This window comes from Micromonospora sp. CNZ285 (genome assembly GCF_004637285.1).
On the sequence record NZ_SPQD01000001.1, the window covers coordinates 3,978,611 to 3,996,625 of the forward strand.

Sequence of the window (18,015 nt, forward strand, 5' to 3'; positions counted from 1 at the left end):
ACGCCGCCGTCAATCCTGACAGGTACGGACCGCCACGCCCACATCACCCCACCCCAGGGGTACGGCGGCGCGCCTCGTTGCCGGCGCGGGTATGACTGAATAGCCTTGGCGTATGACCAAGAAGATCGCCGTAAGTCTGCCGGACGACGTTGCCGAACGACTGGCCCGGGAGCCGAACGTGTCCGCCTTCGTGGCACGTGCCGTGCGCCGCCAGATGGCCGGCGAGCAGACGCGGGTGCTGCTCGCCCGCGCCGGTGTCACGATCACGAACGAGGACGTGGACCGGGCCCACGCGGAGATGCAGGAAATCGCCGCGAGCATCACGCCTGAGCTGCGCGAGCAGGCCACCCGGCTCCAGTCGGAGGTCCTTGCGGCAAGGGCGAGGGCTCGCCGGTGACGCAGTTCGGCCTGGCGCTCGACACGGCCGCACTGCTGGCCTACGCCTCGGGCGCCAAGGACGTCGGTGCGAGGATCGCCGAAGCCGCCGACTACGCGCGTGACGTGCTGGTGCCCGCACTCTGCCTAGCGCACGCGCATCAGCAGGCCACGACCGCCCAATGGGAACTTCTCGAATTGCTCGCCGCGCTGCCGCAGGTGCAGATAACCCCCGTGGAACCGGATATGTGCGCCTATCTCGGCGGCTGGTCGCGTCGGATGACCGGGCAGATGGATCTCGCGCAGCTGGCCATGGAGGCCGCCGCCAATCCGCTCGTGCCGATCGTGACGGACCGGCGGGAACTGCTCGGTGAGGTGCTGCCCAAGGAGTGGCCGATCATCGACCTCTGAGCCACCGGTGTCGACAAGATCACGCGGTGGGTTCGGCGGTTCTGGGACGGGTAGGTAACTCCGGCACGGGGGATCAGACGCCGCAGCTACGCTCAGTACGCTCATCGCGGTGGACCCGTCAGTACCCGGAGGTGGCCGATCGTGACCGTCCGTAGCTCCTTTGTCGTAGTGGCCAACCGTCTGCCGGTCGACGAGGTGAGCACACCCGAGGGACGGCAGTGGCGGCGCAGCCCCGGCGGGCTGGTGACCGCGCTGCACCCGGTGCTGGCCGAGCACCAGGGCACCTGGGTGGGGTGGGCCGGCGGCACCGGCGCCGCGCCCGAGCCGTTCGACCTGGAGGGCATCCGGCTGCACCCGGTGCCGTTGAGCGCCGAGGAACTGGAGCGCTACTACGAGGGCCAGTCGAACGCGACGATCTGGCCGCTCTACCACGACGCGGTGGAGACGCCGGCCTACAAGCGGCGCTGGCGCGAGGCGTACCGATTGGTGAACGCCCGGTTCGCGGAGGCCGCGGCGGACGTGGCGGCCGAGGGCGCCACGGTCTGGGTCCAGGACTACCAGCTCCAGCTCGTGCCGGCGATGCTCCGCGAGCTGCGGCCGGACCTGCGGATCGGCTTCTTCCTGCACATCCCGTTCCCGCCGATCGAGCTGTTCATGCAGATGCCGTTCCGCACCGAGATCCTGCGTGGACTGCTCGGCGCGGACCTGGTCGGCTTCCAGCAGCGGCTGGCGGCGCAGAACTTCGTCCGCCTGGCCCGGCACCTGCTCGGCCTGCGCTACGAGGGCCAGATGATCCAGGTCGACGGCCGGCAGGTGAAGGCCGGCGCGTTCCCCATCTCGATCGACACCAAGGAGATGGAACGGCTGGCCGAGGATCCGGCGATCCAGGCCCGGGCCAAGCAGATCCGCGAGGAGCTGGGCAACCCGAAGACGATCATCCTGGGCGTCGACCGGCTCGACTACACCAAGGGCATCGAACTCCGGCTGAAGGCCTTCCGCGAACTCCTCGCTGACGGAAAGTTGACAGTTCCGGACGCGGTTATGGTGCAGGTCGCCACGCCCAGCCGCGAGCGCGTGGAGCACTACCAGGCACTTCGGGTGAAGGTGGAACGCGAGGTTGGCCGGATCAATGGTGAATTCGGCCGGGTCGGCGTGCCTGCAGTGCATTACCTGCATCAGTCGTACAGTCGCTCCGAACTGGCCGCGATGTACGTCGCGGCCGACGTGATGATGGTGACCCCGCTGCGAGACGGAATGAATCTGGTGGCCAAGGAGTACGTCGCATCGCGCGCCGACCAGGGCGGCGCGCTCGTGCTCAGTGAGTTCGCCGGCGCCGCGACAGAGCTGCGCCAGGCGTTCCTGTGTAATCCGCACGACCCGGACGCGGTGAAGGACGCGTTGCTGCGGGCCGTGCATGTCGAAAAGCCCGAAGCCCGCCGCCGGATGCGCGTCATGCAGCGCCATCTGCGCAGCCACGACGTGGGCCACTGGGCCAAGTCGTTCCTCAGCGAGCTCGGCGTCCCCGATACGGAGGCTGCGTGACCTCGCCCGCCCCCGCCGCCGCCCACGGCGGCGTGCTGGACCCCGAACTGCGTGCCGCCATCGGCCGTATCGCCCGGGTTCCGCAACTCCTGGTCGCCTGCGACTACGACGGCACGCTGGCGCCGATCGTCGAGGACCCCAGCAAGGCGGTGCCGCTGCCCGAGTCGGTGGCAGCCGTACGCGCGCTCGCCGCACTGCCGCAGACGAGCGTCGCGGTCGTCTCCGGCCGCGCGCTGCGCGACCTGGCCACACTCTCCCGGCTGCCGAGCGAGGTGCACCTGGTCGGCAGCCACGGCTCGGAGTTCGACATCGGCTTCGTCGAGCGGCTCACCCCCGAGCTGATCGCGGTCCGGCACCGGCTCCGCGAGGCGCTGCGCGAGATCGCCGCCGAGCACCCCGGCATCCGCCTGGAACGCAAGCCGGCCAGCGTCGCCGTGCACACCCGCGGCGTCGACCCGCACGTCGCCGCCCGGGCCGTCGAGGCGGTCCGCAACGGCCCCGCGACCTGGGAGGGCGTGACAGTCACCCAGGGCAAGGAGGTCATCGAGCTGTCTGTGGTGGTGACGAACAAGGGCACCGCCGTCGACCAGCTCCGTACCCAGCTCGCCGCGAGCGCGGTCCTGTTCATCGGCGACGACGTCACCGACGAGAACGCGTTCGGCAACCTGGCCGGGCCGGACGTCGGCATCAAGATCGGCCCCGGGGAGACCCGCGCCGACTACCGGGTGGCCGAGCCGATCGAGGCGGCCCGGGCGCTCGGGCTGCTGCTGGAGACGCGGCGGCACTGGCTGTTCGGCGAGCGGGCGGTGCCGATCGAGCGGCACTCGATGCTCGCCAACGGCCGTACCGTCGCGCTCGTCACTCCGGAAGCCAAGATCACCTGGCTGTGCCACCCGAAGCCCGACTCGGCGGCGATCTTCGCCGACCTGGTCGGCGGCAGCCCGGCCGGGCACTTCACGGTCGGCCCGGAGCGCGGCGGCATCCCGCTGGGCCAGCGCTACCGCAGCAACACGATGACCGTCGAGACCCGCTGGTCCGGCCTGACCGTGACCGACTGGCTCGACCTTCCGGTACGGGAGACCACGCCGGACGACCCCGCAGTGGTCAGCGGCGACTCGACACTGGTCCGGGTGCTCAGCGGCACCGGGCGGGCCCGGGTCGAGTTCGCGCCGCGCCCCGAGTTCGGTCAGGTGGCGGTGCAGCTCCAGCCGCTCGACGACGGGCTGCTGGTGCTCGGCTCCAATGAGCCGGTCGCGCTGCACTCCCCCGGCGTCGAGTGGGAGGTCACCAACGACGCCGGGTACGAGACCGCGAAGGCGGTGGTCGACCTGTCCGCGGCCGGCGGCCAGGTGGTGCTGGAGCTGCGCTTCGGCACGCAGAGCCTGGAGCCGCACCGGCTGCCGGTGCACGAGCGGCAGGCCGCCGCCGAGCAGCCCTGGAAGGACTGGGTGGCCTCGCTGCGGCTACCAGCCACCGCCCGGGACCTGGTCGCCCGCAGCGCGCTGACGCTGCGCGGGCTCTGCCACGAGCCGACCGGCTCGATCCTCGCCGCGGCCACCACGTCGCTGCCCGAGGAGCTTGGCGGTGTCCGCAACTGGGACTACCGCTACTGCTGGCTGCGGGACGCCGCGATGACCGCCCGCGCGCTTGTCGACCTCGGCTCGACCGAGGAGGCCGAAGGGCTGCTGCGCTGGATCGACGGCGTGGTCGACCGCACCGGCGGGCACCCGGAGCGGCTGCACCCGCTCTACACGGTGGACGGCTTCGAGCTGGGCGCCGAGGCGGTCATCGACACGCTGCCCGGCTACGCCGGCTCCCGGCCGGTACGGGTCGGCAACCTCGCCAACCACCAGCTCCAGCTCGACGTCTTCGGCCCGGTCGCGGACCTGATCGCGGCGGTGGCCGACGCCCGTGGCTCGATCCGCGACGACGAGTGGCGGGTGCTGGAGAACATGGTCGAGGCGGTACGCCGCCGCTGGCACGAGCCCGACCACGGCATCTGGGAGGCCCGCCTCCCCCCGCGGCACCACGTCTTCTCCAAGGTCATGCTCTGGATGACGGTGGACCGCGCGCTGCACGTCGTCCGCCGGCACGGCGGCGAGGACCGGCCCGAGTGGGTCGAGCTGCGCGACCGGATCGCCTCGAACGTGCTGGAGCACGGCTGGCACCCGGAGGCCGAGGCGTACAGCGTCGCCTACGGGTACGAGGAGATGGACGCCTCGTCGCTGTGGATCGGCATCTCCGGGCTGCTCGCCGGCGACGACCCGCGCTTCCTCTCCACCGTGCTCAAGATCGAGGCGGAGTTGCGCAGCGGCCCGGTCGTCTACCGGTACCACTGGGACGACGGCCTGCCCGGCCGGGAGGGCGGCTTCCACATCTGCACGTCGTGGCTGATCGAGGCGTACCTGCGCACCGGCCGCCGCAGCGACGCCGAGGAGCTGTTCACCCAGATGGTCGACACGGCCGGGCCGACCGGGCTGCTGCCGGAGCAGTACGACCCGCTGGCCGAGCGCGGGCTGGGCAACCACCCGCAGGCGTACAGCCACCTCGGCCTGATCCGCTGCGCCCTGCTGCTGGACAACATGCTCAAGCAGTGACCTGACCGAAGCACGTAGACGGCGGCGGGGACCCACGGTCCCCGCCGCCGTCCCCGTCCCACCCGCCCCGCCCCGGCCCCGGCCCCGGCCCCGGCCCCGGCCCCGGCCCCGGCGATCTTGCACTTTCTGCCCCGGCAAATGGGCCGTATCGGGCACCTGGCGGGCGCCAAGTGCAAGATCTGTGAAGGTTGGTGTCAAGTGGTGGCTTCGAGGGTGCGCCAGATTTGGCGGGCTATGTAGCGTTTGAGGCTGCGGGTGATCTCGGCTGGGGTGCGGCCTTCGGTGGTGCGGCGGTTGATGTAGTCCTTGGTGGGCTGGTGGCATCGTTGGCGGGTTTTGGCGATGGTGTGCAGGGCGGCGTTGAGGGTGCGGTCGCCGCCTCGGTTGAGGCGGTGGCGGGTGATGCGGCCGGAGCTGGCGGGGACGGGGCTGACGCCGGCGAGTGAGGCGAAGGCGGCTTCGTTGCGGAACCGGCCGGGGTGTGACCAGGCGGTCAGCGCGATCGCGGCGGTGACGGGGCCGATGCCGGGTTGGTCGAGCAGGGTGGGGCAGAGTTTGTCGACCAGGGTGCGGATCTCGGTGAGGTTGGCTTTCAGGAGTTGGTCGAGGGTCTGGATCTGCTCGGCGAGGGCTGCCAGGTGAGTGCGGCGCACCCGGTCGAGACCGCTGCCGTTGCTCGTGGTGGTGAGGGTGGTGGCGTGCTGGACCTGCCGCAGGGTGCTCAGTCCTCGCATCTGTGCGCGTAGGTCGTCGTCGGCGGTGAGGATCACCGATTTGAACAAGTTGATGGTGGCGGTGCGGGTGTCGCTGTAGTGACGGCGGCAGACGTGCAGCAGGCGCAGGGCTTCCCGGTCGCCGTCGGCGCGGGGTGAGGCGACGTGGTCGGCGGCCAGCACGCCACGAGCGGCGTGCACGGCGTCCAGCGCATCGGACTTGCCGCCTCGACGGCAGCGCCCCGCAGCGGGTTTAGGTGCTTCCAGGACGTCCTCACCCGCGGCACGCAGGACGCGCAGCAGACCGACACCGTGACAACGAGCGCCGTCCAGGGCCCAGGCCCGCCGGCCCGTTCCCAGCCCGGTCGTCTGCCGGCCGGCCCAGGCCAGCAGCACAGCGGCGCCGTCGTTGGTGGCCGGCACGGTGATCTCCGCCAGCACGGTCCCGACCACAGTGAGCACCACGGCGGTGTGCGTATCGGTATGGGTATCCACACCGATGACCGCGTCGACACGCTCGGCCAGACGTTCTGCCAGGATAGGAAACACGGACGGTTCTCCCTTGCACGGGACGACGTTCGGACGGCGTCGGCCCGGGAGACGATCAACCAGCGGCACATCTGTGATGAGTCACGCGACACGGGCTGCACACCCTCCGCGGACAGGCTTCTGATCAGGCCAACAAGGTGGGCCGGGCCGACGCCGGCAATCCACGAGGACACGTCGACGCCACGGCACACCAACTGACGGCGGCCAGATCTTGCATGAGTCACTCATAGATCACCAACGTCGAACCCTACCGATACCAACCTCCCGGAACCGGCCCACTTATAGAAGCGTCGGCGCTATCAGGCGGGCGGCGTCGGGCGAGGGCGCGAGGGCGACGGGTCAGGCGGGGGCGGCGGGGTCAGGGCGTGGACCACGTCGCCGAGCACCACGATCGCGGGCGGGCGCAGCGCGGCGGCCTCCACGTCGGCGGCGACCGCGCCCAGAGTGGAGCGCAGCATCCGCTGGGCGGCTGTGGTGCCCTCCTGGATCACCGCGGCGGGAGTCTCCGCCGGCTTGCCGTACGCGATCAGCGTGGCGCTGATCGCGGCGAGGTTCTTCAGGCCCATCAGGATCACGAGCGTGCCCCGCAGCCCGGCCAGGGCGTCCCAGCGCACCAGCGACGCGGGCGCGTCGGGCGCGAGGTGCCCGGACACCACTGTGAACTCGTGCGCCACGCCCCGGTGCGTCACCGGCACGCCGGCCACCTCGGGCACCGCGATCGCGCTCGTCACGCCGGGCACGACTGTCACCGGCACGCCCGCCTCGGCGCAGGCCAGCAGTTCCTCGCCACCACGCCCGAAGACGTACGGGTCGCCGCCCTTGAGCCGTACCACCACCTTGCCGGCCCGCGCCCGGTCCACCAGGATCCGGTTGATCTCCTCCTGGGCACGCGACGGCCCGTACGGGATCTTGGAGGCGTCGACCAGCTCGACGTCCGGCCGCAGTTCGTCCAGGAGCAGGCCGGGCACGAGCCGGTCGGCGACGACGACCTCGGCCTCGGTGAGCAGCCGCCACCCCTTCACGGTGATCAGCTCCGGGTCACCCGGTCCGGCGCCGACGAGCGCGACCCGTCCCCCGGCGGCGCCTCCCGCCTCGGGCGACGGCGGGAAGCCGGGGCCCGTCCGCGCGCCCAGCAGATCCCGCACGGCGTCGCGGACGCCCATCGCTCGGCGGGGGTCGCCACCGCCGAGGACCGCCACGGTGACCGGGCCGTGCCGGGTCACCGCCGGGGTCCACGCGCTCGCCGCCGTCCGGTCGTCGGCGCGTACGCAGAAGATCCGCCGCTCGGCCGCTGCCGCGCTGACCGCGGCGGCGGCGGCCCGGTCGTCCACCGCCACCTGGACCAGCCACGCGCCGTCCAGGTCGCCGGGGACGAACCGGCGCGGCTCCCAGTGCAGCCGCCCGGCGTCGACGTGCGCGCGCAGCGCCGGGGTCAGCTCGGGCGACACCAGCAGCACGTCCGCGCCGGCGTCGAGCAGCGCGGGAACCCGCCGGGTGGCGACCGCTCCCCCGCCCACGACCACCACGCGCCGTCCGTCCAGCCGCAACCCGAGGGGGTACGGGCTGGGCGGCGTCGGCCCGGCCGGCTCGGTCACTTCTCCGCCACCCCGGCGGAGTCGAACGTGGCGACCTCGTGCAGTACCCGGACCGCGCCGGTGACCACCGGCAGGGCGAGCAGCGCTCCGGTGCCCTCGCCGAGCCGCAGCCCCAGGTCGATCAGCGGCTCCAGGCCGAGGTGCCGCAGCGCCGCGGTGGCGCCCGGCTCGGCGCTGCGGTGCCCGGCGACCATGGCGCCCACGGCGTCCGGCGCGAACGCGGCGGCGGCGACCGCGGCGCTGACGGCGATCACGCCGTCGAGCAGCACCGGCACCCGGCGCGCGGCGGCGCCGAGGATCAGGCCGGTCAGCGCGGCGTGCTCCAGCCCGCCGACGGCGGCCAGCACGCCCAGCGGGTCGGCCGGGTCGGGCTCGTGCCGGGCCAGCGCAGCCCGCACCACAGCCACCTTGCGGGCGTACGTCTCGTCGTCGACCCCGGTGCCCCGCCCGGTGGCCGCCTCGGCGTCCACGCCGGAGAACGCGGCGATGAGCGTGGCGGACGGGGTGGTGTTGCCGATGCCCATGTCGCCGGTGAGCAGGATGCCCGCCCCGGCGTCGATCAGCTCGCCGGCGACCCGGATGCCGGTCTCGACGGCCGTGCGGGCCTCGTCCCGGGTGAGCGCCGCGGTGACAGTCATGTCGCGGGTGCCGGGGCGGACGTTCGCGGACACCAGACGCGGCCCGGCCGGGTCGGCGGATTCGGCGCCCGGGATCGGGGTGGCCACGCCGACGTCCACCACCGTGACCGAGGCGCCGGCCTGGCGGGCGAACGCGTTGACGACCGCGCCGCCGGCCAGGAAGTTGGCGATCATCTGGGCGGTGACCTCCTGCGGCCACGGGGTCACGCCCTGGGCGTGCACGCCGTGGTCACCGGCGAAGATCGCCACCGCGGCCGGCTCGGGCAGCGGCGGCGGGCAGGCGCCGGCCAGCCCGGCGAGGCGTACCGAGAGCGGCTCCAGGGCGCCGAGCGAGCCGGCGGGCTTGGTCAGCCGCCCCTGCAACTCGCGGGCCGCCGCCATGGCGACCTCGTCCAGCGGCCGGATCGCCGCGACTGTGGACTCCAGCATCATGCCTCCAGGATCCGTGCCAGCGTCTCGATGAACGCGTCTGTGGTGCCCCGGTCGCGTACGGCGATCCGGAGCCAGTCCGGGCCGAGCCCGGGGAAGGTGTCGCCCCGGCGTACCGCCCAGCCGTGTGCGCGCAGCCGCTCGCGTACGTCGGCGGCGCCGGCCACGTGGATCAGGACGAAGGCGGCGGCGGGCCGGCCCGCCACGCGTACCCCCGGCAGGCCGGACAGGCGGGCCACCAGGTGGTCGCGGTCGGCGGCGAGTTCGGCGGCGATGGCGCGTTCGGCCGCGACGGCGGCCGGCGCGGCGCAGGCGGTGGCGGCGGCGAGCGCCGGGGTGGAGACCGCCCAGAGCGGCTGCGCGGCGGCGAACCGGGCCAGCAGCGCGGCGTCGCCGAGCAGGTAGCCGATCCGCAGTCCGGCCAGGCCCCAGGTCTTGGTGAGGCTGCGCACCACCACGAGGCCGGGCAGGTCGCGGCGGGCGGCGAGCGACTCGGGCTCGCCGTCGACGCCGGGCGCGGCGGTGGTGTCGGCGAACGCCTCGTCGACCACGAGCACCCGGCCGGGGCGGGCCAGCGCGGCGATCGTGTCGGCCGGGTGCAGCACCGAGGTCGGGTTCGTGGGGTTGCCGATCATGACGAGGTCGGCGTCGCCGGGGACGCGGGCCGGGTCCAGGCGGAAGCCGTCGGCCGGGTCGAGCAGCACCCGGTCCACCCGGTGCCCGGCGGCCCGCAGCGCGGCCTCCGGCTCGGTGAACTGCGGGTGCACCACCACGGGGTGGCGGACGCCGGACAGCGCGCGGGCGATCAGGACGAAGCCCTCGGCGGCGCCGGCGGTGAGGAGTACCTCTTCCGGGGGTCGCCCGTGCCGGTGAGCGACGGCGGCGCGGGCCGGCGCCGGGTCCGGGTACGCGGCCAGGTCGCCCAGCGCGGCGGTGATCGGGTCGGCGAGCCAGTCCGGCATCGGGGCGCGGCGCACGTTCACGGCCAGGTCCACCAGGCCGGGCGTGGCCTCGGCGTCCCCGTGGTGGCCCAGGTCGGGCTCGTCGAGCGCGGCGGCGCTCCCGGTCGGTGCTGCGGGCATGTCCGCGATCCTGCCGGGTAGCCGCCGCCCGGGACAGCGCATCCCGGCGTGGGTCGCGTCACGGTCCGCCGGTTTATGAGTTCTTCTCATTTCCGAATCGGAAATGTCATAGCTTGACCCCGTGAGCAGTCGTCCCCTTGCTTCCGCTGGCCGTCTTGTTCCCCTTCTCCGCGCCGGGCTGATCGCCGGCATCGTGGTCGCCGCCGCCCTGTATCCGCTGGTCGCCGTCACCGGCATCGGGGCCAAGGCCACCGCGCACGCGATCGAACAGAAGACGAGCATCCTCAAGACCGCACTGCCGGCCGAGACCTCGTACGTCTACGCGCCCGACGGCAAGACGGTGCTGACGATGTTCTACGAGGAGTACCGGCAGTACACCAAGATCGAGAACATGTCGCCGAACATCCAGCAGGCGATCGTCGCCGCCGAGGACAACCGCTTCTACCAGCACCACGGCGTGGACCCGAAGGGCGTGGCGCGTGCTTTCGTGTCCAACGCCCGATCCGGCGGCGTCTCCCAGGGTGCCTCGACGATCACCATGCAGTACGTGCGGATGGCGCTGCGGGACAGTGCGACCACGCCCAAGGAGGTCCAGGAGGCGACCCAGCAGACCAGCCTGCGCAAGGTCAAGGAGATGCGCATGGCGCTGGACATCGAGAAGCACCTGAGCAAGGAACAGATCCTGGAGCGCTACCTCAACTCGGCCTACTTCGGTCACCGCGCGTACGGGATCTACGCCGCCTCGCAGATCTTCTTCTCCAAGACCCCGGCCACGCTCACCCCGGTCGAGGCGGCCACGCTGGCCGGGCTGGTGAAGTCGCCGTCGGAGTACGACCCGATCACCTCGGACCAGAAGGACGCCACCGGACGGCGCAACTACGTGCTGGACAACATGGCCCGCCTCGGTTACCTGTCGCCCGATGCCGCCGCCGCGGCGAAGGGCCAGCCGATCAAGCTGAAGCTGACCACCCCGCCCAACGACTGCGCCGCCATCGACGGCGGCCACCGCGCCTGGGGCTTCTACTGCGACTACCTGAAGAACTGGTGGAGCTCCCAGCCCGCGTTCGGCGAGAACCGGCTGGAACGGATGGACAAGCTGCGCCGCGGCGGCTACCGGATCGTGCTCGCGCTCGATCCGAAGACCCAGGCGGCGGCGGAGAAGAACGTCGGCGCCAAGGACAACACCGGCAGCCCGTTCGCCAACGGGATCGTGGTCGCCGAACCCGGCACCGGGCGGATCAAGGCGATGGCGGTGAACCGGAACTACTCGCTGGACCTGGCCGAGAACCCGAACAGCTCGAACCCGGAGGCCGGTCCGAAGGTCAAGGCGAACTACCCGAACACGGTGGCGCCGCTGCTCGGCGGCGGGACGCTACCGGGCTACCAGGCCGGTTCGACGTTCAAGATGTTCCCGATGCTCGCCGCGCTCAACGCCGGGATGCCGCTGTCCACCGCGTACGACTCGCCGTACACGTACAAGTCGGCCGTCTACGACGGGTGGGCCCCGTCAAACGCCAGCGGCGCGATGACCGGCCGGCAGACCATGTGGTCCGGGTTCGGCAAGTCGGTGAACACGTACTTCGTCCAACTGGAGGAGAAGATCGGCGCGGACGCCGGGGTGCGCCTGGCCGAGCAACTGGGGCTGCGCTGGCGTACCGACGTGGACAAGGAACAGGCGTCGCCGGGCAAGGCGAAGAAGTGGGGCGCGTTCACGCTCGGCGTCTCCGACGCCACCCCGCTGGAGATGGCGAACGCGTACGCCGCCATCGCCGCCGACGGGCGCTACTGCGAGGCCATCCCGGTCAACGCGATCATGAACCGGGACGGCACGCCGGCCACGTACACCACTGCCGGCGGGGTGCAGCGGGAGGTCGCCAAGCCGCGGTGCCGGCAGGTGGTGAACGCCGACGCGGCCCGCGCCGCCACCGACGCGGCGCGCTGCCCCACCGGCGACACCCCGGCCAAGGGGAGCTGCGGCGGCTGGTCGACAGCCGACAGCGTGCGGGGCACCGTGGGCCGCCCGGTCGCCGGCAAGACGGGTACGACGGACAGCACCCGGTCGGCGTGGTTCGTCGGCTACACGCCGGAGCTGGCGGCGGCGAGCTTCATCGCCGACCCGGACAATCCGTTCAACGCGGTGGGTGACGGGCAGTCGCAGATCCCGGTGAACGCGGTGGCGCAGACCCTGCGGGACTCCCTGAAGGGCCAGCCCACCCGCCAGTTCACCCCACCCTCGGACCAGATAGTCGGCTGACCCACCCACCACCCACCACCCTGTTCCGCCCGGGGGTGCGCCCGGGTAGTTGATCAAGGAGTTTGCGTCAGGGATCGCCCGATCCGCAGACGCGAACTCCTTGATCGACGTTGAGAAGCAGGTCAGCGGAGGTCGGCGGCGACGAAGGACCACAGCTCCAGGTCGACCCGGGCACCCCGGACGAAACCGGCATTGCGCAGCAGGCCCTCGTAGCTGAAACCGGCCTTCTCGGCGACCCGCCGCGACGCCACGTTGCCGGCCGCCACCCGCAGCTCCACCCGCTGGAACCCGTGCTCCAGGATCAGCGCGATGGCGACCGCGTCCACCGCCTCGACCGCCAGGCCGTAGCCCCGGGCGTGCGGCGCGATCGCGTACGACAACTCGGTGAGCCGGGCGCCCCAGTCGGTACGGCGGGCCCAGAGCGAGCCGACCACCCGCTGGTCCTCCCGGCGGACCACCGCCCAGTGGTCGCCGTCGCCGCTGTCCCGCCGCTGCCGGGCCAGCTCGGTGCACCACGCCCGCCCGTCGATCTGCCCGGACGCGTCGGCCAGCGGCAGCCAGCGCTGCGTCTGCCGGTCGGCGAACACCTCGTCCATCGCCTCCGCGTCGGCGGCGACGAGATGCCGCACCTCGATGCGCGGGGTGGAGACGGTCAGCGCCGGGAAGCGGCGTACCGCCACCTGCCCGATCACGCCGACGCCCCCACCGGTGCCAGCGCGGCGGCGACCAGCCGGGCCGCGATGTCCGGATGCGCGGCCCAGTGCGGCACGAGCTGCGAGGCGTGCACCGCCTGCCGGACGAAGCCCTCCGGGTTGCCACCCTCCCAGCGCCAGGCCGGCCGGTCACCGGCGCGCGGCGTGAGCACTGCGGCGTGCTGCTTGTGCCCGGTCACCGTGGTGCCGGCCGCCGCCACCACGCTGTCGGTGACCGCGGTGGCCGTGCGGTAGCCGACCACCAGGCCGTCCCGGACCGTGCCGACCGCGTCGAGCACCCCGCACATGGGCAGGCCGTCCAGCTCCCGGGCCAGCCACAGCAGGCCCGCGCCCTCGGCGATCACCGGGCGGCCGGAGCGGGCCAGCTCGGCCACCGCGATGCAGAGGCGGCGGTTGGCGGAGAGCTGCTCCGCGTACGTCTCGGGCAGCCCGCCGCCGATGACGAGCGCGCGGGCCCCGGCGGGCAGCGCCTCGTCGCGCAGCGGGTCGAGCGTGACCACCTCGGCCCCGGCGGCACGCAGCAGCTCGGCGGTCTCCGGGTGGCTGTAGGCGCCGGCCGGTCCGCCCGCGAGCGCCACCACCGGCCGCTCCCCCGACGGCTGCGGGGCGTCGGCCGGCTCCGGCGACCACGGCTCGACGGTGAGGGCGGGCGCGGAGCGGGCCAGCGCCAGCAGCCGGTCGAGGTCGACGGTGGCGGCCACCGCCTCACCGAGCCGGCGTACGCCGCGTCCGGCGTCGGCGTCGGCGCGCACCACGGGCCCGGTGCCGTACCGGCGGGCGGGCAGCACCGGGGGCAGCTCGTGCCGGCGCAGCGCCCCGTAGACCGGCACGCCCACGTCGTCGAGCGCCTCGCGCAGCAGCGCCTCGTGCCGGGGCGAGGCCACCCGGTTGAGGATCACGCCGCCCAGCCACAGCTCGTCGTCGTACGCCCGGAAGCCGTGCACCAGCGCGGCCACCGACTGGCCCATCGCCGCCACGTCCACCACGAGCACCACCGGGCTGCGCAGCGCGGTGGCGACTGCCGCCGTGGACTCGCTCTCGGGTCGACCGGCGACCGAGTCGTAGAGGCCCATCGTGCCCTGCACCAGCGCGAACCCGGCGCCGTCAGCGCCGTACGCGAAGAGGGGGGCGATCCGCTCCGGGCCGACGAGTCTCGGGTCCAGCGTGCGCCCGGCGCGCCCGGCGGCGAGCCCCAGATACGCCGCGTCCACCTGGTCCGGCCCGACCTTGAACCCGGCCACCGGGATCCCCCGGTCGGTGAGCGCCGCGAGCAGGCCGAGGGAGACGGCGCCGGTGCCGTGCCCCGAGGAGGGCGCACTCAGCACGACGCGCGGCACGTCGGTCATCATCGACTCCTGATGTGGGTGGTTTCCGCCCGCGTGACCATACCCGTCCGGCCCGGCGCGCGAGAGCCGCGCACACCGCCGTTTCTGCCTGGCAGCGGCGAGTGGCATCGCTCATACGGGTAGCCTTGGCCAACGTGTACCGGTTCCTGCTGACCCCGCGCTGGCTCGGCTACCTCGCGCTCACGCTCGTCGCCGCCACGGTGATGGTGTTCCTGGGCAACTGGCAGCTGGACCGCTACCGGGGGCGCACGGCCGTCAACGAGCGCATCGACGCCGGAGCCACCATGACGCCCGCGCCACTGCGCGACGCGCTCCCCGCGCCCAGCGGCGGCGACGTCGGTCCCGCGCCGTCCGAGGAACTCACCTGGAGCCGGGTCACCGCCACCGGCCGGTACGACAGCGCGAACACCGTCCTGATCCGCGGCCGGACCGTCGACCGGACGGTCGGCTTCGAGGTGCTCACCCCGCTGGTGCTGGCCGACGGCACCGCGGTGCTCGTCGACCGGGGCTGGATCCCGCCCGTGCCGGGCGCCGGCGCGACAGTCCAGCCGGAGGTGCCGGCGGCGCCGCCCGGCGAGGTGACTGTGACCGGCCGGGTGGTCGGCAGCGAGAGCGGCGGCGGCGCGGTCAGCCGGCGCGACGGCAAGCTGGAGGCCCGGCGCATCGACATCCCCCGTCTGGCCGAGCAGCTCCCCTACCCGGTGACCGGCGGCTACGTGCTGCTCGACGGTCAGACGCCGGCAGCCGACCCGGCCTTCCAGGCGGTCCAGATCGGGCACACGAACAACTGGCAGAACTTCGGCTACGTGTGGCAGTGGTGGATCTTCGCGGTGATGAGCCTGTTCGGCTACGGCTGGGTGGCCCGCCGGGAGGCCCGCCGCCGGGCCGGGCTGGACACCCCGGGCGAGCCGGTGGACCGCGCCGCCGAGCCGGCCACCCCCACCTCCGCCTGAACACGGTGCCCTCCCGGTGGACACACCGGGCAGCGGGGACGTTGTAGGGTCCGCGGATGATCGTCAATCGTGGGGGTCGCGGTGACCTCTGACGCCACGACGCCCCCGGCCGCCGAGCCACCCGCGTACGACCCGTGGTCGGCCATGCCGCCCGCCGTCGCGCCGCCCACCGAGCAGTTCCCGGTGATCGCCGCGCCGGACGCACCCGTCGCCCCGGCGCCCACCGCGCAGTTCCCCGCCACGCCGGCGGCCCCGCCGCACTCCGCGCCGCCGCACTCCGCGCCGCCGTTCTCCGCCCCGCCGTTCTCCGCCCCACCGGCCACCGCGCAGTTCCCGGCCGCGTCGCAGTTCTCGGCACCGCCCGCGCAGTTCTCCGCGCCACCCGCGCAGTTCTCGGCGCCGCCTGCCCAGTTCTCCGCGCCGCCCGCGCAGTTCTCCGCGCCGCCGATGGCGCCCGCCGGGGCGGTCGCGCCGTTCCACGGGCCGGCGGGCGCGCCCGGGCCGTACCCGCCGGCCGGGCCGGTGCCGCCGACGCAGTCCGCGGTGGCGGTGCAGATCGCCGAGATCGTGGTGACGCCGCCGGTCATCCGTACCCCGGCCGGTGTCCTGCCGCTCGCCGGCGCCTCCTGGTACGTGACCGACTACTGGCAGAAGGAGGAGAAGATCGCGCCGTGGGCCGTCGTCGCCGCGATCCTCGGCTTCTTCTGCCTCACCGTGTTCAGCCTCCTGTTCCTGCTGATCAAGGAGACGCGGCACTACGGCACCGTGCAGGTGACGGTGAGCAGCGGCGGGCACCAGTACGTCGCGCGGATCCCGGTGACCGACCAGTTCCAGGTGCAGCAGCTCAACAACCAGGTCAACTACGCCCGGTCGCTGTCGGCGGGCTGAGCCGTCAGCCGGTGACCCGGCCGGCGTGGATGGCGCGGACCGCGTCGATGGTGTCCGCCTCGGCGGCGCTCTTGTCGTCGCGGTAGCGCAGCACGCGGGCGAAGCGCAACGCCATGCCGCCCGGGTACCGGCTGCTCGTCTGCACCCCGTCGAACGCGATCTCGACCACCTGCTCCGGCCGGACCCGCACCACCCAGTCGCCCTTCTCCACGGCGAGCGACAGGAACCGTTCGGTCTGCCAGCGCAGCAGCTCGTCGGTGAGCCCCTTGAACGTCTTGCCGAGCATGACGAACTCGCCGGTGCGCGGATCGCGGGCGCCGAGGTGCAGGTTGGACAGCCAGCCCTCCCGCCGGCCGCTGCCCCACTCGACCGCGAGGACCACCAGGTCGAGCGTGTGCCGCGGCTTGACCTTGACCCAGGCCGAGCCGCGGCGGCCGGCGTCGTACGGCGCGGCCGGGTCCTTGACCACCACGCCCTCCTGACCGGCGTCGACAGCCGCGGCGAACGCCGTGGCCGCCTGCTCCGCGTCGTCCACCTCGACCCGGTCGACGAGCAGCGAACCGTCGACAGCGCGGGCCAGGGCCGCCCACCGCTCCCGGCCGGGTGCGTCGATCAGGTCGGCGCCGTCGAGGTGCAGCAGGTCGAAGAAGTACGGCGTGAGCACCGGTTCGCCGGTGCGCTCGGCGGCGGCCAGCACGGCGGGCGCGACCGGCGCCTGCCCGGTGGTGCTGGGTGTGGTGCGCCGGGCCGCCCGGCTGGACGTCTCCTGGAACGGCAGCGGCCGGCCGGCGGCGTCCAGCCCGATCGCCTCGCCGTCGAGCACCAGCTCACGGGCGGGCAGCGCGCGGACGGCTGCCACCACCTGGGGCAGCCGGCCGGTGATCTCGTCCAGGCTGCGGGTGAAGACCGCGATGTCCGCCCCGGAGCGGTGCACCTGGATGCGGATGCCGTCGAGTTTGACGTCGACCACGGCCGGCACGCCGGTGGCGGTGAGCGCCTCGTCGACCGAGGGCGCGCTCTGCGCCAGCATCGGCGCGAGCGGCCGGCCCACCTGGAGCCCGAACCCGGCCAGCGCGGCAGCGCCGCCGGTGAGCGCCGCGACCGCCACCGCCCGCAGGTCACCGGCGAGCAGCAGGGCCCGGCGCACGGCGGTCACTGGTACGTCGGCGGCACGCGCGATCGCGTCGGTCAGCAGCCCGGCCTGCGCGCCCTGACGCAGTTCGCCCCGAAACAGGCCGGTCAGCAGGCGCTGCTCGTCGGCGGTGGCGGCGGCGAAGAGGCGGCCGACCAGGTCCCGCCGCCGGGCCTGCGAGCCGGACCCGGTGACGCGGGAGATCTCCTCGATCGCCGCGTCGACGGCGGCGACGGTGAGCGTCGGCTCGGCGGCCGGCGGGGGCAGGTCACGCAGGCCCGCCCAGCCGACACCGGTCTGACGCTGGCGCAGCTCACCGGCGAGGTAGCCGGCGCCGGCCGGGATCTCGCCCGGCTCCAGCCCGCGCAGCGCGGCGGCCAGCAGCTCCACCTTGGCCCGACGGCCGCTGGTGGCGCCGACCGCGGCCGAGGTGGCCGCCAGCTCCGCGAAACGCACGTCCACATCCTGCCAGCCGCCTGTGACATCGGGGCGGATCCGGCGACCCGGCACACCGCACGGGTGCGCCGGGGTCGCCGGGCCGACGGTCAGGCCGAGACCGGTTCCTCGATGCGCAGGCCGCGCCCGCGCACGCCCTCGGCGACCCGGGTGAGCAGCGCGTCGAGCGTGACCAGGGCGGCGGAGAGCTCGCCGATCTGTTCGTTGAGCGTGTCCTCGGACCACGCGGAGACGTCGACGTCCCCCAGAGCACGGACGGCGGCCTGAAGCCGCTCCATCTCGTCGTTCGTACGCATGTTCGAAAGGCTATAACACCCCGCCCGCCGACACACCACAAACTCC

15 protein-coding genes are annotated in these 18,015 nt (G+C 73.5%); 7 read left to right on the plus strand and 8 right to left on the minus strand.

Annotated elements, in window-relative coordinates:
* Nucleotides 1-112 precede the first annotated feature (112 nt).
* From CLT75_RS17975 to otsB, 4 genes are all read left to right on the plus strand, one after another.
* Entirely contained in the window at nt 113-397 is a 285-nt protein-coding gene (locus CLT75_RS17975; protein WP_135241667.1) for a hypothetical protein, read from the plus strand.
* A complete protein-coding gene (locus tag CLT75_RS17980) occupies nt 394-786 on the plus strand; it encodes a hypothetical protein (protein ID WP_135241668.1) in 393 nt (130 codons plus the stop codon). Before CLT75_RS17975 ends, CLT75_RS17980 begins: the two co-directional genes overlap by 4 nt.
* A gap of 141 nt (nt 787-927) precedes the next feature.
* Nucleotides 928-2,328, plus strand: a complete 1,401-nt coding sequence (locus CLT75_RS17985) for an alpha,alpha-trehalose-phosphate synthase (UDP-forming) (RefSeq protein WP_013288079.1) — start codon at nt 928-930, stop codon at nt 2,326-2,328.
* Nucleotides 2,325-4,925 (plus strand): trehalose-phosphatase, encoded by a 2,601-nt coding sequence (gene otsB / locus CLT75_RS17990; RefSeq protein ID WP_135241669.1) that lies wholly within the window; start codon nt 2,325-2,327, stop codon nt 4,923-4,925. The genes CLT75_RS17985 and otsB overlap by 4 nt, the downstream gene beginning before the upstream one ends.
* A gap of 194 nt (nt 4,926-5,119) precedes the next feature.
* Here the strand turns inward: otsB and CLT75_RS17995 are convergent, their stop codons facing one another.
* From CLT75_RS17995 to cobC, 4 genes are all read right to left on the minus strand, one after another.
* Nucleotides 5,120-6,256 carry an IS110 family RNA-guided transposase gene (locus CLT75_RS17995; protein ID WP_486485212.1) on the minus strand — a complete coding sequence of 379 codons (1,137 nt, stop codon included), beginning with the start codon at nt 6,254-6,256 and terminating at the stop codon, nt 5,120-5,122.
* A gap of 230 nt (nt 6,257-6,486) precedes the next feature.
* On the minus strand, nt 6,487-7,782 hold the full coding sequence (gene cobA, locus CLT75_RS18000; protein WP_135241670.1) for a uroporphyrinogen-III C-methyltransferase: 1,296 nt from the start codon (nt 7,780-7,782) through the stop codon (nt 6,487-6,489).
* Entirely contained in the window at nt 7,779-8,849 is a 1,071-nt protein-coding gene (gene cobT / locus CLT75_RS18005; RefSeq protein WP_135244052.1) for a nicotinate-nucleotide--dimethylbenzimidazole phosphoribosyltransferase, read from the minus strand. Before cobT ends, cobA begins: the two co-directional genes overlap by 4 nt.
* Nucleotides 8,849-9,931 carry an Rv2231c family histidinol phosphate aminotransferase CobC gene (gene cobC, locus CLT75_RS18010; RefSeq protein ID WP_135241671.1) on the minus strand — a complete coding sequence of 361 codons (1,083 nt, stop codon included), beginning with the start codon at nt 9,929-9,931 and terminating at the stop codon, nt 8,849-8,851. Before cobC ends, cobT begins: the two co-directional genes overlap by 1 nt.
* A 121-nt stretch (nt 9,932-10,052) precedes the next feature.
* Here cobC and CLT75_RS18015 point away from each other — a divergent pair, with 121 nt between their 5' ends.
* Nucleotides 10,053-12,185 carry a transglycosylase domain-containing protein gene (locus CLT75_RS18015; protein ID WP_135241672.1) on the plus strand — a complete coding sequence of 711 codons (2,133 nt, stop codon included), beginning with the start codon at nt 10,053-10,055 and terminating at the stop codon, nt 12,183-12,185.
* A 122-nt stretch (nt 12,186-12,307) separates the two neighbouring features.
* On the opposite strand, the gene CLT75_RS18020 is transcribed toward CLT75_RS18015, so the two are convergent.
* Nucleotides 12,308-12,877 (minus strand): GNAT family N-acetyltransferase, encoded by a 570-nt coding sequence (locus CLT75_RS18020; protein ID WP_135241673.1) that lies wholly within the window; start codon nt 12,875-12,877, stop codon nt 12,308-12,310.
* Nucleotides 12,874-14,244, minus strand: a complete 1,371-nt coding sequence (locus CLT75_RS18025) for a cobyrinic acid a,c-diamide synthase CobB (protein WP_135241674.1) — start codon at nt 14,242-14,244, stop codon at nt 12,874-12,876. Before CLT75_RS18025 ends, CLT75_RS18020 begins: the two co-directional genes overlap by 4 nt.
* Before the next feature lie 134 nt (nt 14,245-14,378).
* On the opposite strand from CLT75_RS18025, the gene CLT75_RS18030 reads away from it, so the two are divergent.
* Entirely contained in the window at nt 14,379-15,197 is an 819-nt protein-coding gene (locus tag CLT75_RS18030) for an SURF1 family cytochrome oxidase biogenesis protein (protein ID WP_135241675.1), read from the plus strand.
* Between the two features lie 81 nt (nt 15,198-15,278).
* Nucleotides 15,279-16,085, plus strand: coding sequence for a hypothetical protein (locus CLT75_RS18035; protein ID WP_135241676.1), 807 nt, complete (start codon nt 15,279-15,281; stop codon nt 16,083-16,085).
* 4 nt (nt 16,086-16,089) lie between these two features.
* Here CLT75_RS18035 and CLT75_RS18040 read toward each other — a convergent pair whose 3' ends face one another.
* Nucleotides 16,090-17,673, minus strand: a complete 1,584-nt coding sequence (locus CLT75_RS18040) for an ATP-dependent DNA ligase (protein ID WP_135241677.1) — start codon at nt 17,671-17,673, stop codon at nt 16,090-16,092.
* 89 nt (nt 17,674-17,762) lie between these two features.
* Complete coding sequence (locus CLT75_RS18045) at nt 17,763-17,969, minus strand: hypothetical protein (RefSeq protein WP_030273275.1); 207 nt, start codon at nt 17,967-17,969, stop codon at nt 17,763-17,765.
* Nucleotides 17,970-18,015: the final 46 nt, after the last annotated feature.

Coding starts and splice junctions, on each gene's coding strand:
- CLT75_RS18045 (WP_030273275.1), bottom strand. CDS start 17,969: ATGCGTACGAACGACGAGATGGAGCGGCTTCAGGCCGCCGTCCGTGCT.
- CLT75_RS17975 (WP_135241667.1), top strand. CDS start 113: ATGACCAAGAAGATCGCCGTAAGTCTGCCGGACGACGTTGCCGAACGA.
- cobC (WP_135241671.1), bottom strand. CDS start 9,931: ATGCCCGCAGCACCGACCGGGAGCGCCGCCGCGCTCGACGAGCCCGAC.
- cobT (WP_135244052.1), bottom strand. CDS start 8,849: ATGCTGGAGTCCACAGTCGCGGCGATCCGGCCGCTGGACGAGGTCGCC.
- CLT75_RS18025 (WP_135241674.1), bottom strand. CDS start 14,244: ATGACCGACGTGCCGCGCGTCGTGCTGAGTGCGCCCTCCTCGGGGCAC.